General features: G+C 62.4%; 9 protein-coding genes and 1 pseudogene. 9 read left to right on the top strand and 1 reads right to left on the bottom strand.

Going from position 1 to position 14,893, the window contains the following annotated elements; all coding sequences use genetic code 11:
* Nucleotides 1-49: 49 nt before the first annotated feature.
* The 4 genes and pseudogenes from THL1_RS13195 to THL1_RS13180 all read left to right on the top strand — a co-directional run bounded on the left by THL1_RS13195 (nt 50) and on the right by THL1_RS13180 (nt 6,844).
* Complete coding sequence (locus tag THL1_RS13195; RefSeq protein ID WP_069083685.1) at nt 50-1,933, top strand: DUF1302 domain-containing protein; 1,884 nt, start codon at nt 50-52, stop codon at nt 1,931-1,933.
* Between the two features lie 15 nt (nt 1,934-1,948).
* Entirely contained in the window at nt 1,949-3,307 is a 1,359-nt protein-coding gene (locus THL1_RS13190; RefSeq protein WP_069083684.1) for a DUF1329 domain-containing protein, read from the top strand.
* Between the two features lie 283 nt (nt 3,308-3,590).
* Entirely contained in the window at nt 3,591-4,910 is a 1,320-nt protein-coding gene (locus THL1_RS13185; protein WP_069083683.1) for an outer membrane protein transport protein, read from the top strand.
* Nucleotides 4,911-5,233: 323 nt separating this feature from the next.
* Nucleotides 5,234-6,844: pseudogene (locus THL1_RS13180) on the top strand (methyl-accepting chemotaxis protein).
* Nucleotides 6,845-7,152: 308 nt separating this feature from the next.
* Here the strand turns inward: THL1_RS13180 and THL1_RS13175 are convergent.
* Nucleotides 7,153-7,563, bottom strand: coding sequence for an RnfABCDGE type electron transport complex subunit D (locus THL1_RS13175; RefSeq protein WP_237234800.1), 411 nt, complete (start codon nt 7,561-7,563; stop codon nt 7,153-7,155).
* Nucleotides 7,564-8,047: 484 nt separating this feature from the next.
* Here THL1_RS13175 and THL1_RS13170 point away from each other — a divergent pair, with 484 nt between their 5' ends.
* From THL1_RS13170 to THL1_RS13150, 5 genes are all read left to right on the top strand, one after another.
* The gene (locus THL1_RS13170; protein WP_069086512.1) at nt 8,048-8,419 is read left to right on the top strand and encodes a MerR family transcriptional regulator; all 372 of its coding nucleotides are present in this window, start codon (nt 8,048-8,050) and stop codon (nt 8,417-8,419) included.
* Between the two features lie 104 nt (nt 8,420-8,523).
* Nucleotides 8,524-8,868: a hypothetical protein gene (locus tag THL1_RS13165; RefSeq protein ID WP_069083682.1), complete on the top strand. Its 345-nt coding sequence runs from the start codon at nt 8,524-8,526 to the stop codon at nt 8,866-8,868.
* A 98-nt stretch (nt 8,869-8,966) separates the two neighbouring features.
* Nucleotides 8,967-10,223, top strand: a complete 1,257-nt coding sequence (locus THL1_RS13160; protein ID WP_069083681.1) for a TolC family protein — start codon at nt 8,967-8,969, stop codon at nt 10,221-10,223.
* Nucleotides 10,220-11,701 carry an efflux RND transporter periplasmic adaptor subunit gene (locus tag THL1_RS13155; protein ID WP_069083680.1) on the top strand — a complete coding sequence of 494 codons (1,482 nt, stop codon included), beginning with the start codon at nt 10,220-10,222 and terminating at the stop codon, nt 11,699-11,701. Before THL1_RS13160 ends, THL1_RS13155 begins: the two co-directional genes overlap by 4 nt.
* The gene (locus tag THL1_RS13150) at nt 11,698-14,856 is read left to right on the top strand and encodes an efflux RND transporter permease subunit (RefSeq protein WP_069083679.1); all 3,159 of its coding nucleotides are present in this window, start codon (nt 11,698-11,700) and stop codon (nt 14,854-14,856) included. The genes THL1_RS13155 and THL1_RS13150 overlap by 4 nt, the downstream gene beginning before the upstream one ends.
* Nucleotides 14,857-14,893 lie beyond the last annotated feature (37 nt).

Raw genomic sequence — 14,893 nt, 5'->3', positions numbered from 1 at the left:
GCAAATCCCAGTCGAACAGCGTGCAAAACAACAACAAGAGGTAGTGAACATGAGCAACACGCGATTTCCCTGGCGGCGCGCCCGCCTACCGCTGGCCATCGCCCTGGCCGGCAGTCTGACCACGCCAGCGTTTGGCTTGAACTTCAACCTCGGCGAGATCGAAGGGCAATTTGATTCCTCGCTCAGCGTCGGAGCCAGCTGGGCGCAGCGAGGCGCCGACCCCGAACTGATCGGCGCGACCAACGGTGGCAAGGGCGATGCCAGCGTCACGGACGACGGCCGGCTGAACTTCAAGAGGGGTGAGACCTTCTCGAAGATATTCAAGGGCATCCACGACCTCGAGCTGAAGTACGGCGAGACCGGGGTGTTCGTGCGTGGCAAATACTGGTACGACTTCGAGCTGAAGGACGAGAGTCGTCCGTTCAAGGACATCTCCGACAGCGGCCGCAAAGAAGGCGCCAAGTCTTCTGGCGCCGAGTTGCTGGATGCCTTTATCTATCACAACTATGTGATCGGCGAACTACCCGGCATCGTGCGTCTGGGCAAGCAGGTGGTCAGCTGGGGCGAGAGCACCTTTATCCAGGGCGGGATCAACAGCATCAACCCGGTGGACGTGTCCGCCTTCCGCCGCCCCGGCGCCGAGATCAAGGAAGGCTTGATCCCGGTCAATATGTTCTATCTGTCGCAGAACCTGACCGAGAACCTGACGGCCGAAGCCTTCTACCAGTTGGATTGGCAGCAGACGGTGGTGGACAACTGCGGCACCTTCTTCTCGCAAAACGATTTCGTCGCCGATGGCTGCCAGCCCCTCCCGGTCGGCCCGGATCTCAGCGCCAACCCGCTGGCCCAGGCCGCCCTGAGCCCCTTCGGCATCAGCCTGGGCGCGGAAAGCATCGAGGTGCCGCGCGCCGGCGATGACGATGCGCGCGATGGCGGCCAGTGGGGGACCGCCCTACGCTGGTTCGTGCCCAGCCTGGATACCGAATTCGGCGCCTACTTCCTCAACTATCACAGTCGTCAGCCCTACGTTAGCTCGATCTCCAGCCCGAACGTCGCCGACCTGTCCTTCGTACCGCAGCTCTGCGCCAACGTCGGCATCACCGACCCTGCGGTCTGTGCCGGAGTCGCCAGCTCTGCCATTGGCCAGCAGTTGATCGGGGCATATCGCCTCGGCACCTCGAAGTATCAGGTGACTTACCCGGAGGATATCCGCCTCTATGGCCTGAGCTTCGCCACCACCCTGCCGACCGGCACTGCCTTATCCGGGGAAATCAGCTACCGACCCAACCTGCCACTGCAACTCAACGGTAACGATCAGGTCCTCGCCGGCACGGGCGTCGCCGCCATCTCTCCGCTGCTCTCCTCGGGGGCTTATCAGGCGACCAACAACGCGCTAGTGCAGGGTTATCAACGCAAACCCGTGACCCAGGCGCAGATCACCGCCGTGCACTTCTTCGATCAAATCATGGGCGCCGACCGCCTGACCCTGGTCGGCGAAATCGGCATGGTGCATATCGGTGATCTGGAAGGCCGAGGCGGCCTGCGCTATGGCCGCGATGCGGTGTTCGGCCAGGGCGAGCTGCTCCCGGACAACAGCCTGTGCCTCACCAGCTCCGCCACGCCGCAGAACTGCAACGACGATGGCTTCCTCACCACCACCTCCTGGGGCTATCGCGCACGCGCGATCTGGGAATACACCGACCTGATTCCGGCGGTGACGCTCAAGCCGAACCTGGCCTGGTCCCACGATGTTGACGGTTATGGTCCCGAGCCGGGCTTCAACGAAGGCAGCAAGGCCATCAGCCTGGGCGTGGATGCCGAGTACCGCAACACCTACAACGCCAGCCTGTCATACACCGATTTCTTCGGCGGCGATTACAACACCAGCGTCGATCGCGATTTCATCGCGCTCAGCGTCGGCTTGTCCTTCTGAGCAGGAGAGCAGACCATGAAACTCTTGATACAAAGCACGACCCTGAGTCTCTCGCTGCTGACTGGCGCGGCGCTGGCCGCCGTCACCCCGGAGCAAGCCGCTCAGCTCGGCAAGAACCTGACCCCGCTCGGTGCAGAGCAAGCGGGCAATGCCGACGGCAGCATTCCGGCCTGGACTGGTGGCCTCGGCAAGAACAGTGGCAAGCAGAACCCCCAAGGCTTTCTCGACGACCCATACGCCAGTGAACAGCCGCTCTTCACCATCACTGCACAGAACGCGGAGCAATATAAGGACAAGCTGAGCCCCGGCCAGTTGGCCATGCTCAAGCGTTATCCCGACTCGTATCGGCTGCCGGTCTACCCCAGCCACCGCAGCGTCGCACTCCCGGACTCCGTCTACGCCGCAGCACGGTCCAATGCGCAGAACACCCAACTCGTGGCAGGTGGCAATGGCCTGACCAACTTCCAGACCGCCTACCCCTTCCCCATCCCGCAGAATGGCCAGGAAGTCGTCTGGAACCACCTTACTCGCTACCGCGGCGGCAGCATGAAACGCATCAGCGTACAGGCTACGCCGGAGAAAAGCGGTGCCTTCACGCCGGTGACATTCAAGATGGAGTTCACCTACCGCGATCAGCTAAAGGACTTCGATCCGGCTAATCCGGGCAATGTGCTGTTCTACTACAAGGAGGAAGTCGTATCCCCCGCGCGCCTGGCCGGTAGTGTATTGCTGGTACACGAGACCCTCGACCAGGTGAAGGAGCCACGCCTGGCCTGGCTCTACAACGCGGGCCAGCGTCGCGTGCGACGTGCCCCCCAAGTGGCCTACGACGGCCCCTACCCCGCCTCCGAGGGGCTGCGCGTGGGCGACAACTTCGACATGTACAACGGCGCGCAGGACCGTTACGACTGGAAGCTGATCGGCAAGCGCGAGCTGTATATCCCCTACAACAGCTTCAAGCTGGACTCACCCAAGCTGAAATACGATGACATCGTCAAGGCCGGGCACCTTAACCCGGAGTTCGCCCGTTATGAGCTGCACCGGGTCTGGGAAGTGGAGGCCACCCTGAAGCCCGGCGAGCGGCATGTCTATGCCAAGCGAGTGTTCTTCATTGATGAGGACTCCTGGCAAATAGTCCTGGCCGACCACTACGACGCGCGCGGTACTCTCTGGAGGGTTGGCGAAGGCCATCTACAACCCTATTACAACGTCCAGGTGCCCTGGTTGGCCGTGGAAATCGTGTATGACCTGCTGAACGGTCGCTACATCGTTTCAGGCATGAAGAACGAGGAAAGTAAGGGTGTCGAGTTCGGGGTCAAAGCCCTTGCCGCCGACTACACCCCTGCCGCCTTGCGCAACGCCGGGGTCCGTTAAACAACGTTACTTAGTTGAAGGCCACAAGCCCGAGACCTAGGCCGCCACCACGACTGGCGGCCTTTTTTATCGTTCTCGGTCGTTAGAGCTTCCAGGGTAACTGGTTCAAGTAAGTAGCAAATCAACTCCGTAAACCTGAATACCCCGCCCTGGCTTTGGCCGGCCAAGGCACATTACGCAACTTCGGCCCACTCCAACTGACACTGAAAAGTGCTCGGAAAAGTGAAGCCCTGCCCAAAAGTTTGGTCTGTGTGCGACAAACAAAAGCAACAAGAGATGAAAGATGAAACTCAATAGCCATGCAACTCAATACACTTCCAACGCCCAAGAACTCCCCCTATGGACCAAGCTCACCTTTGCCGCCGCAATATTCAGCCTTTCAACAACCACAAGTGCCAACGGCATCGCCCTTAACGAACAAAGCGCCAGCAGTGCTGGAACCGCCTATGCGGGAAGGTCGTCATCCGCGTTGGATGCCAGCACCATATATGGAAACCCTGCCGGCCTGACCAAACTGCGGCGCACTCAGATCAGCGGCGGAGCAGCGCTAATATCGGTCAGCAACGACATCAGTGATGCGCAAGGTAGCGCCACTGGAACGAACAAAGGAGACTCGGTGCCGATGGGGCTAATGCCTTTCGCCTATATGTCGACACCGCTTGATGATCGCTTTTCGATTGGTCTTGGCCTTTATGCCCCGAGTGGTCTCATCAATGATTACGAAAGCACTTTCCAAGGCCGCCACTACGGCTCTTACAGCGAGACAAGGGAAATCACCCTGCAACCGACCATTGCCTACCGGGTCAATGACTTTCTATCCATCGGCGGCGGCCTGACCCTGAACCGCTTTGATGCGGAGCTGCAAAACTATCTGGCCACCGGCGACCTGAACAACGGTACGGAGACGCTGGTCACCATCAAGGGCGACGACACAGCACTTGGCTACAACATCGGGCTCTTGGTTGATTTGAGCGACGCAACCACCTGGGGCATTACCTATCACTCCAAGCGGAGCTATCACCTAAAAGGACATACCACGGTTTCCGATTCCCCGGCCTTTCTCTCTCTTGACGGAAACTACGACGCCAAGGTGGATCTTGAAATGCCCGAATCAGTAGATACGTCTATTACTCATAGTTTCAATAGCCGCTGGACCGGATACCTTGGTGCCACCTGGACTCGCTGGAGTCGACTTCAAAAATTCGAGGCGGTCAATAGCAATGTTTCCGCCATCGGCCAAATTGTGGGACTGAATCGGGTCGGCGAGACACTGAACTGGCACGACACCTGGACCACTGCGATCGGAGTGTCCTACCAACTTAATCCGCAGTGGGTATTGAGGGCCGGTTACGCGTATGACCCTTCCCCGGTTCGAAATGCCGACCGCAGTGTGCGAATTCCCGTTGGCAATCGAAAGGCCGTGACAATTGGCGCCGGCTATTCGCCAAGCCCCGACCTGACGGTGGACTTCGCCTACGGTTATCTCTGGGACTCCAAGGCGTCAGTGAATCAACCAGGGGACGCTGCGCTCCAACCAGCATACAGCGCGAATTTCGACAATAGTGCTAATGGACTGGCCGTACAATTCACATATCAATTTTAATCAATAATTCTCACGCTCATATTCGAAAATCTTGAATTAGAAAATATTCTTTCAGCCGCTCTCAACCGCCAAGAAACTTTCAACTCTTATCAATTCAGCGCATCGATACACGCACGACACCAAACATTGCATAGAGGCACTGTCTGGTTTGCAGGACTACGCCAACGGGGCACAACTACGCCCCGCAGGTAAAGACAATTCGGCGTTGGACGAGCGGAAAAGTAGAGCATCGCCATTATCGGTTTGATGTTAGCCGAGGACGCTCTGATCTTGATTACTCACCCGTGCCGGCACTTGTCGCTGTTAGTGAATAGGGGTTCACTATGACTGTGCTTCAAAGCAGCTTTATGCCCTTGTCCTCACGCGAGCGAGCTTGGCTACCATGGCTGGGTCGGACCGGGAAGCTCGCCATGGCTTGGTCCTGCTGGCTCAACCGCGCGCTTTATCCGCAGGTGGAGCAGATCTTCGAGAGCATCGCAGATACCCGTGCGAAGCTGCTGCAAGACTGGACCGCCAGCCAGTGGCAGCACCTCGCCGAGCTGGCCGAAAGCCTCGGCCAGGACCTCCCCCCGGATCCCCAGCTGCTCAAGGCCCGTCTGGAGCAAATGCTGGATCTTTCCGAGCTGTTCCTGGTGGACACCCAGGGCTGCATCACCACCTCTACCTGGGCCCCGCGCTGCGGCGCTCGCGACCAGACGCCCGAGGCTGTGGCCCGTGGGCTGCTTGGGCCCTTTCTGCATGGACCCTACAGCGATGCCCAGACCCTCGCCATCGGCCCCAGCACTTCGCGCTTCCACGATGCCGTGCCCCTGATGTTCTACCAGCCGCTGAAGTTCGAAGGGCGGGTGGTCGGTTGCCTTTGCGGGCGTGTTCCCAATGACGTGCTGGGCGACCTGATCCAGCGCGAGGCTGGGCACATCTATCCCGAATCCGGGGACAACTACCTGTTCATGGTGGATTCACGCTTCGATGCGTCGATCCAGGCCGGCACCGCCTTGTCGCGCTCGCGCTTCGAGGACGCCACCTTCACCCATGGCGAGAACCTCAAGCAGGGCGTGCATATCGCCTTCGGCACCGTGTGAGTCAGCCGCCACACCGAACTGGAGCTGCGCTTCACCGATCCGTCCACCGGCCAGCTCCACCCCGGCGTGCGAGAAACCATCCACAAGGGCTCCAACCTCTTCGTCTGCTACCCGGGCTATTCCGACTACCGCCACATCCCTGTTATCGGCAAGGGCGTGACCTTCCAGCTGCCGGGCTCGCCAGACCGCTGGGGGATGATGTGCGAGGCCGACCTGAAGGAGGTCTATCGCCGCCGCTCGCTCAGCTTCGAGCTGATGAAGACTTCCCTGTTGACTCTGATCGTGGTGACCGGCGCCGGCTTCCTGCTGCAGCGCTTCAGCGGCCTGCCGCAGAACTGGCTGTATCTGCTGCAGGTGCTGCTGCTGGCCGCTGGCGCCCTTTGCTTCCGTAGCTTTGGCCCGCGCCGTCTGGCCGCGCGCATGCAGGAGATGACGGACTTAGTGCGCACCATCGCCGAGGGCGAGGGCAATCTGGCGCAACGCACCGCCAGCGCCGCCGAGGACATCCGCAACCGGGTCGAGGGCCTGCAGTCCGCCACGCGCCAGGCGGTGGAATTCATGGAGTCGGACGTGCGCAACGTAGATGACGGCTTGCGCCTCACCGAAGAGGCGTCCAGCGAGAACCTGCACTTGCACCGCACCGTGGAGCGCATGTTCGAGATCATCAAGCAGCTCAACCAGCAGAGTCTCGATTACGGCCAGACCGTCCGCAGCGTGGACCTGGCCTCCCGCGAAATGAGCCAGTCGGTCGACGTCCTGCGCAGCAGTTCAGAACTAGTGCGGCATACGGAAAACCAGCTTCCTCAGCTGGTTGGGCAATTCAGCGTGAGCGAGCGGGCAACGAAAAAGTAGTTACATAACGCCGCAGCTCGAGAAACGCCACCGCAGTTAGGACATTAAAAACAGAGATGCTCAACCAGGATTTCTTAGGAATCAGGAGCTGTTGAGCCGCTGCAGTGTCGTTGGCAGGACGTCGGCAAACGAAGCCGGAACTACCATTTGGGCTTCGTATTTGTCATGCGAATGGAGCGCATGCCGCTATCGGTGCCACCAGTACCGCATGGCGTTCCCCTCCCCCCGCGCTGCCCAGCCACTTCGAGAACCTTGTCCATGCTATGGCGCGAAGTGGAAGTCATTGCAACCGTTGCTCCACTCGCGGGCTACTCGCTGCGCTCACCCGGCGCGCCACCTACGTCGCTGCGCACGCTCTCAGTGCAAGGTGTTCGCGTGTACCAGGGGCGTTGTATGCGCAGCACCAACCGGTCGATCTGCGGCACCAGCAGATTGGCGGCTAGCACGGCGAAGCAGAGACCATCGGCATAAAGCCCGAATTCGCGAATCAATTCGGTCAGCGCGCCAATGGCCACGCCGAAGAGGATGCGGCCGGCACGCGTATCGGGACTGGTGACCGGATCGGTGGCGATGAAAAAGGCGGTGAACAGCAAGCCGCCGAGGCTGAGGCTGTACAGGCTTTCCTGTGGGCTATGGCCGGCTGCCAGGCACAGCAATACCCTGCTGGCAAGCATCGCCAGCGGAATCTCGATTCGGATTACCCGCAGGACAGCCAGCATCAAACCGCCGGCAATATAGCCGTACCCCGGCAGATTGGGGGTGATCGGTGTGAACTGGTTCCGAGCCAGCTGAGTGGCGCCGGCGAACGCATCGAGGCTGAGTGGGGGGCCAGCTGTAACTGCTGTAGAAGATCTATAACCCCCAGGGTGCGGTAGCTGGCGTTTTCATCCAGTGCATACCTCGGCACAAGCTCGCTGCCGTTGTGAAGGATCGAGAAGATTTTCCGTTCCCTCCTCCACCCGGTAACCAGGTCGATTGAGTCCGTACCGCAAAGGCTCCCCCCTTCCAAGGCAGAGAACCACTGAGTGCTATCCAGCACAGCTCGTTTGGCCCTGCCCACGTCCGCTCTGGATTCAAGTCTCAAGTCGGTTGCTTGACCTTCCCCTAGCAGTAAAGCTCACCCTGAAAGAAGAGAGAAGCAGTCCGCAGGCAAACATTGGACGCCTGCTGGATTGATGCGTGAGACTCTCGGGGATGGCAGGCATGAACATCGGCATTGCCGCACAAGAGAGCGGCCTTTCCGCAAGGATCATCCGGTATTACGAGCGCATTGCACTGATTTCTCGACCAGCACGGTCCAGGGCCGGATATCGGGTCTATGCGGAACAGGATGTCCAACAGTTACGTTTCATCCACCACGCCCGAGATTTGGGTTTCTCTATTGAACAAGTGCGCACTCTACTCTCGCTCTGGCGTGACCGCTCTCGGCTAGATGATGAGGTCCGAGCGTTAGCCCTCATCTACATAGAGGCCCTGAACGCTCGCATCACCGCTCTGCAAGCGATGCGCGCGGCCGTCATGCACCTCGCCAACACGTGCGACAGCGATGACGTTTCCAGTGGGACGGGGACCTGAGAACTTAACCGGCTGGCCGGAGATTGCTGCAGGCCACCGTGAAATCTGACTTCCTTACAGAACGGTAATTGTTCGCCCGCGGAGCAGGGTCTAAACTGCCCCGCATGAAACGCTACCTGCGACTGTGTCTGCTCGTCCTGCTCAGCTTCACGCTTCCCCTCAGCGGGATGGCGGGCGTTCAGTCGCCGTCGGAGCCCTGCCCGATGAAGACCGCCGGCATGGCCAAAATGCTGGACATGGGCCAGGGCTGCTGCCACGACATGGAGGGTGGCACTACCGATCACGACAAACCCTGCAAGCCTGGTCTGGAATGCAAGACGGTCAGCATCCTGCAGGTGCGGTATGTGAAGCCCGTAGTCGACCTGTCCTCCCCCATTGCAACGACCTCCCTCAGCGAATTCCTGCCCGAGCGAACCCCTTCCGGGGTTTGGCGCCCACCCCGCGTTTGATTCCTGTTCCCCGCTGACTGCCGCGCCGCTCACGCGCTGCGGCTGACCTGCGCGCGCGTCCGTGCGCCGCGCAGTGGAACCTCACAGGAATCGTGACGATGAACCGCACACGCTATTGCACCGGTTGGCCCATCGCGGCCGCCCTGGTGGCGTCCGTAATGGCCCTGCCAGGCCTGGCCGCCGACTTGACCCTTGACGAGGCGTTGCGCCTGGCCGAGGAAAACGCTCCATCACTGACCGCCCAGGCCTCCAAACTGCAGGCTGCCAGCAGCGCCGCCATTCCCGCCGGTGAGTTGCCCGATCCGAAGTTGCTGCTCGGCGTGCAGAACTATCCCGTGGGCGGCCCTGACCGCTGGACCCTCGATCAGGACTTCATGACCATGCAGATGGTCGGGGTCATGCAGGAAATGCCCAACCGCGACAAACGTCGGGCGCGTAGAGAAGTCGCCAATGCGGCCATCGAACGCGCCGCCGCGGAGGGCCGCGTCGAGCGCCTGAAGGTTCGCCAGGCTACGGCTGAGGCATGGATCACCCGCCATTCGGTGGAGCGCAAGCAGGCCCTATTTGAAGAGTTCTTCCGTGAGAATCGCCTGCTGGCCACCACCGTGCGCGCGCAGATCGCCGGGGGACGTGCACCGGCTTCGGACGCGGTTACCGCCAAACAGGAGGCGGCCGAACTGGCTGAACGGCAGGATGAACTGGACAGTCAGCACGCCCAGGCTCGCGCCGGGTTGCGGCGTTGGATAGGCCCCGCGGCGGACGCCCCCTTGATGGGCGACCTCCCGGTGTGGCCGATCAAAGCTCCCGGCTTCACCCACAAACTGCAACAACATCCCGAATTGACGGCCTTCGCCCCCATCACTCGCGAGGCGGAAGCCAAAGTGCGAGAGGCCGAGGCGGAGAAGAAATCCGACTGGAGCTGGGAGGTCGATTACCAGCGCCGGGGGCGCGAGTTCGGCGACATGGTGAGCGTGCAGTTCACCTTCGACCTGCCGTTGTTCCCCGGCTCCCGGCAGAACCCCACGATTGCCGCCCGCCACGCCGAACTCAACCAGCTGGAGGCCGAGCGCGAAGCCCTGACCCGCGAGCATGCCGAGCAACTGGAAGCGGATTTGGCGGACTACCAGCGCCTGGAACGGGCTGTCCTCCGCGGCCGAGAAAGCCTGCTGCCCCTGGCGCAGGAGAAAGTCGACCTGACCACGACCAGCTACCGCGCCGGCACGGGCGACCTGTCCTCCGTCATCGCGGCGCGCCGCGAACTGATTGAGGCACGTCTGAAGCAGATCGACGTCGAGGGCCAGCGCGCCCTGACCAGCGCCAGGCTCCATTTCACCTACGGGGAGAACCATCCATGAGCGCACGACTTTGGAAAAGCGCGCTGCTGAGCGGCTTGTCGATTGCCCTTGGGTTGGCGGGCGGCTACTGGTACGCCAACTCCCGCATGGCAGAGGTTTCGGGCTCGCCGGCCAAGCCCGTCACAGCGACCCAGGACGGCCGCAAGGTGCTGTACTGGTACGACCCCATGTACCCGCAGCAGAAGTTCGACAAGCCGGGGAAGTCGCCCTTCATGGACATGGAAATGATCCCGCAGTACGCCGATGCTGCTGCGGAGACCTCTGCCATTCGCATTGACCCCAGCCTGACCCAGAACCTCGGATTGCGACTGGCCTCCGTCACCCGGGGCTCACTCGCCAACAGCTTGGAGGTGATTGGCGTACTCGCTTTCAACGAACGCGAGGTGGCGGTAGTCCAGGCCCGCGCCGATGGCTTCGTCGAGCGGGTCTATGCCCGGGCGCCGGGCGATGTGCTCCAGGCTGGGGCGCCGCTGGTCGACCTTCTGATTCCGGACTGGGCCGCCGCCCAGGAAGAGTTCCTCGCCCTGAAGCACAGCGGTGATGCCGGCCTGCTGGCTGCGGCCCGCCAACGTCTGCGCCTCGCCGGCATGCCGGCGGCGCTGATTCACCAGGTGGAACGTAGCGGCAAGCCGCAAGCGGTCCTGACCCTGGACAGCCCCATCGGCGGTGTAGTGCAGGAACTGGACGTACGCAACGGCATGACCGTAGCGGCAGGCGCCACCCTGGCCCGGGTCAACGGCCTCGACAGCGTCTGGCTCAGCCTGGCGGTTCCGGAAGCCGAGGCCGGGGCCATCGCCCAGGGCCAGGCAGTTGAAGCGCGCTTGCCCGCGTTTCCCGGCGAAGTGTTGGCGGGCACTGTCGATGCGATCCTGCCGGAGACCAATCCGGACAGCCGCACGCTGCGGGTGCGGGTAGAACTGCCCAATCCGGACGGCCGCCTGCGGCCTGGTATGACCGCGCAGGTCCGCCTGAACCGGTCCACGGCACAGAACGTGCTGTGGCTGCCCAGCGAAGCCATCATCCGCACCGGCCGCCGCGCCCTGGTGATGCTCGCCGAAGACGGTGGGCGCTACCGGCCGGTGGAAGTCCGACTCGGGCCGGAAAGCGCCGGCCAGACCGTGGTCACCCAAGGGCTCACGGAAGGCCAGCAGGTGGTCGCCTCCGGGCAATTCCTGCTGGATTCCGAAGCCAGCCTGAAAGGCCTGACCGCCCCTACTGCAGAACAACTCACGACCACGGCAGCGCCCGTGCTGCACGAGGCTGAAGCGCAAGTCATGGCCATCGACAATGCCGGGGTAACCCTGGCCCACGGGCCGTTCAAGACGTTGGGCATGCCCGGCATGACCATGACCTTCCCGCTGGCTGACCCGGCTCTGATGGTCGGCATCAAGGCCGGCGACAAGGTGCGCGTCGCCGTGCGCCAAAGCGACAGCGGTCTGCTGGTCGAGCGCCTGGAGAAACAGGGAGGCCAGCCATGATTGCCACGCTGATTCGTTGGTCGGTAGCAAACCGCTTTCTGGTGATCCTGGCCACGCTGTTCGCCACCGCCTGGGGCATCTGGTCCGTACAGACCACGCCGATCGACGCGTTGCCGGACCTCTCCGACGTCCAGGTGATCATCCGCACGCCGTACCCAGGCCAAGCGCCGCAGATCGTCGAGAACCAGGTCACCTATCCACTGGCCACCACCATGCTCTCGGTGCCGGGGGCAAAAACCGTGCGGGCGTATTCCTTCTTTGGCGACAGCTTCGTCTACGTGATCTTCGACAACGGTACCGATCTCTATTGGGCGCGCTCGCGGGTGCTGGAATACCTCAGTCAGATCCAGGGGCGCCTGCCCGCCACCGCCAAGCCCGCACTCGGGCCGGACGCCACCGGAGTCGGCTGGATCTTCCAATACGCCCTGGTGGACCGCAGTGGCGGGCATGACCTGGCGCAACTGCGCGCCCTACAGGACTGGTTCCTCAAGTTCGAGCTGAAGACACTGCCCAACGTCGCCGAGGTGGCCACCGTGGGCGGCATGGTCAAGCAGTACCAGGTGGTACTGGACCCAATCCGCCTGGCCAGTCAGGGGCTCACTCAGGATGCGGTGATCGACGCCATCGGCAAGGCCAATCAGGAAACCGGCGGCGCCGTGCTGACGATGGCCGAGGCCGAATTCATGGTGCGCGCCTCCGGCTACCTGAAAACGCTGGACGACTTCCGCTCCGTGCCGCTCAAACTCAGCGCCGGCGGCATACCGGTCACCCTCGGCGACGTGGCGACCATTCAGCAAGGGCCGGAGATGCGCCGAGGCATCACCGAGCTCGACGGCGAGGGCGAGACCGTCGGTGGCGTGGTGATCCTGCGCAGCGGCAAGAACGCCCGCGAGACCATCGCCGCGGTCAAGGCCAAGCTGCACGAACTGCAGAAAAGCCTGCCGGCCGGGGTGGAGTTGGTCACCACCTATGACCGCAGCCAGTTGATCGATCGTGCCGTGGAAAACCTCAGCCACAAGCTGCTGGAGGAATTCATCGTGGTCGCCCTGGTCTGTGCGGTGTTCCTCTGGCACCTGCGTTCCTCGCTGGTGGCGATCATCTCCCTGCCGATCGGCGTGCTGATCGCCTTCACCGTCATGCGCTACCAGGGGATCAACGCCAACATCATGTCCCTGGGCGGGATCGCCATCGCCATCGGTGCCATGGTGGACGCCGCGGTGGTGATGATCGAGAACGCCCATAAGAAGATCGAGGCCTGGCATTCCGCCCATCCCGGCGAGACGCTGAAAGGTGAGCATCACTGGCACGTGATGACCGAGGCCGCCGCAGAGGTCGGGCCGGCGCTGTTCTTCTGCCTGCTGATCATCACCTTGTCGTTCATCCCGGTGTTCACACTGGAGGCCCAGGAAGGCCGGCTGTTCGGCCCGCTGGCCTTCACCAAGACCTACGCCATGGCGGCGGCCGCCGGGCTATCGGTGACCCTGGTACCGGTGCTGATGGGCTACTGGATTCGTGGGCATATCCCCAAGGAGGAGCAGAACCCGCTGAACCGCTGGCTGATCCGGATCTACCAGCCCGCCCTGGACCAGGTGCTGCGCCATCCCAAGCTCACCCTGGCGGCGGCCTTCCTGATCTTCCTGAGCGCCCTGTGGCCGGTTTCGCGGCTGGGCGGCGAATTCCTCCCGCCGCTGGATGAGGGCGACCTGCTCTACATGCCCTCGGCGCTACCCGGCCTGTCGGCGCAGAAGGCCAGCCAGCTGCTGCAGATCACTGATCGGCTGATCAAGACGGTCCCGGAAGTCGAACACGTCTTCGGCAAGGCCGGGCGCGCCGAGACCGCGACCGACCCAGCGCCCCTGGAGATGTTCGAGACCACCATCCAGTTCAAGCCACGCGAGCAGTGGCGGCCCGGCATGACCCCGGAAAAGCTGGTGGAGGAGTTGGATCGGGTGGTCAAGGTGCCGGGACTGACCAATATCTGGATTCCGCCGATCCGCAACCGCATCGACATGCTCGCCACCGGAATCAAGAGCCCGATCGGGGTCAAGGTCGCCGGCCCTAATCTCGCGGATATCGATGCCGCCACCCAGGCAGTCGAACGCGCCGCCAAGACGGTGCCGGGCGTCAGTTCGGCGCTAGCCGAACGCCTCACCGGCGGGCGCTACATCGACGTGGATATTGACCGCCAAGCCGCGGCGCGCTACGGGCTGAACATCGCCGACGTGCAGTCGATCGTCGCCAGTGCCATCGGCGGTGAGACCATTGGCGAAACCGTCGAGGGACTGGCGCGCTTCCCTATCAGCGTGCGCTACCCACGGGAGTGGCGCGATTCGCCCGGTGCCCTGGAGCAACTGCCGATCTACACGCCGCAGGGCCTGCAGATCACCTTGGGCACCGTGGCCCGCATTCGCGTCAATGACGGCCCGCCCATGCTGAAAAGCGAAAATGCGCGGCCGTCCGGCTGGGTCTACATCGACGTGCGTGGCCGGGACATCGCCTCCGTGGTGGCGGACCTGCGCCAGGTCGTTAGCGAACAGGTCAAGCTACAGCCGGGCATGAGCCTGGCCTACTCGGGGCAGTTCGAATTCCTCGAACGGGCCAACGCGCGGCTCAAGTTGGTGGTACCAGCCACGCTGCTGATCATCTTCGTCTTGCTCTACCTGACCTTCGCCCGTTTCGACGAGGCCTTCCTGATCATGGCCACCCTGCCCTTCGCCCTCACCGGTGGGGTGTGGTTCCTCTACCTGCTCGGCTACAACCTGTCGGTGGCCACCGGCGTGGGCTTCATCGCCCTGGCTGGTGTCGCCGCCGAGTTCGGCGTGATCATGCTGCTCTACCTGAAGAATGCCTGGACCGAACGCGAGGATGCCGGCGACGCCAGCGAGCGCGGGCTCCTTGCGGCGATTCGCGAAGGGGCCGTGCAGCGCGTGCGGCCCAAGGCCATGACGGTGGCGGTGATCATCGCCGGTTTGCTGCCGATCCTCTGGGGCAGCGGTACCGGCAGCGAAATCATGAGTCGTATCGCCGCGCCCATGGTCGGCGGCATGGTCACCGCGCCCCTGCTGTCCCTGTTCGTCCTGCCGGCCGCCTACCGCCTGATGCGTCGCCGGCACCTCCCTACTGTAGCCACCGCCCATAACGGAGCCGCTATATGAAAAGGCCTTTGATTGCCGTCACGAACGCAGACGCGCT

The sequence above is a fragment of the Pseudomonas sp. TCU-HL1 genome (genome assembly GCF_001708505.1).
Taxonomy (GTDB): domain Bacteria; phylum Pseudomonadota; class Gammaproteobacteria; order Pseudomonadales; family Pseudomonadaceae; genus Metapseudomonas.
This window is presented reverse-complemented; position numbering and strand designations above follow the sequence as displayed.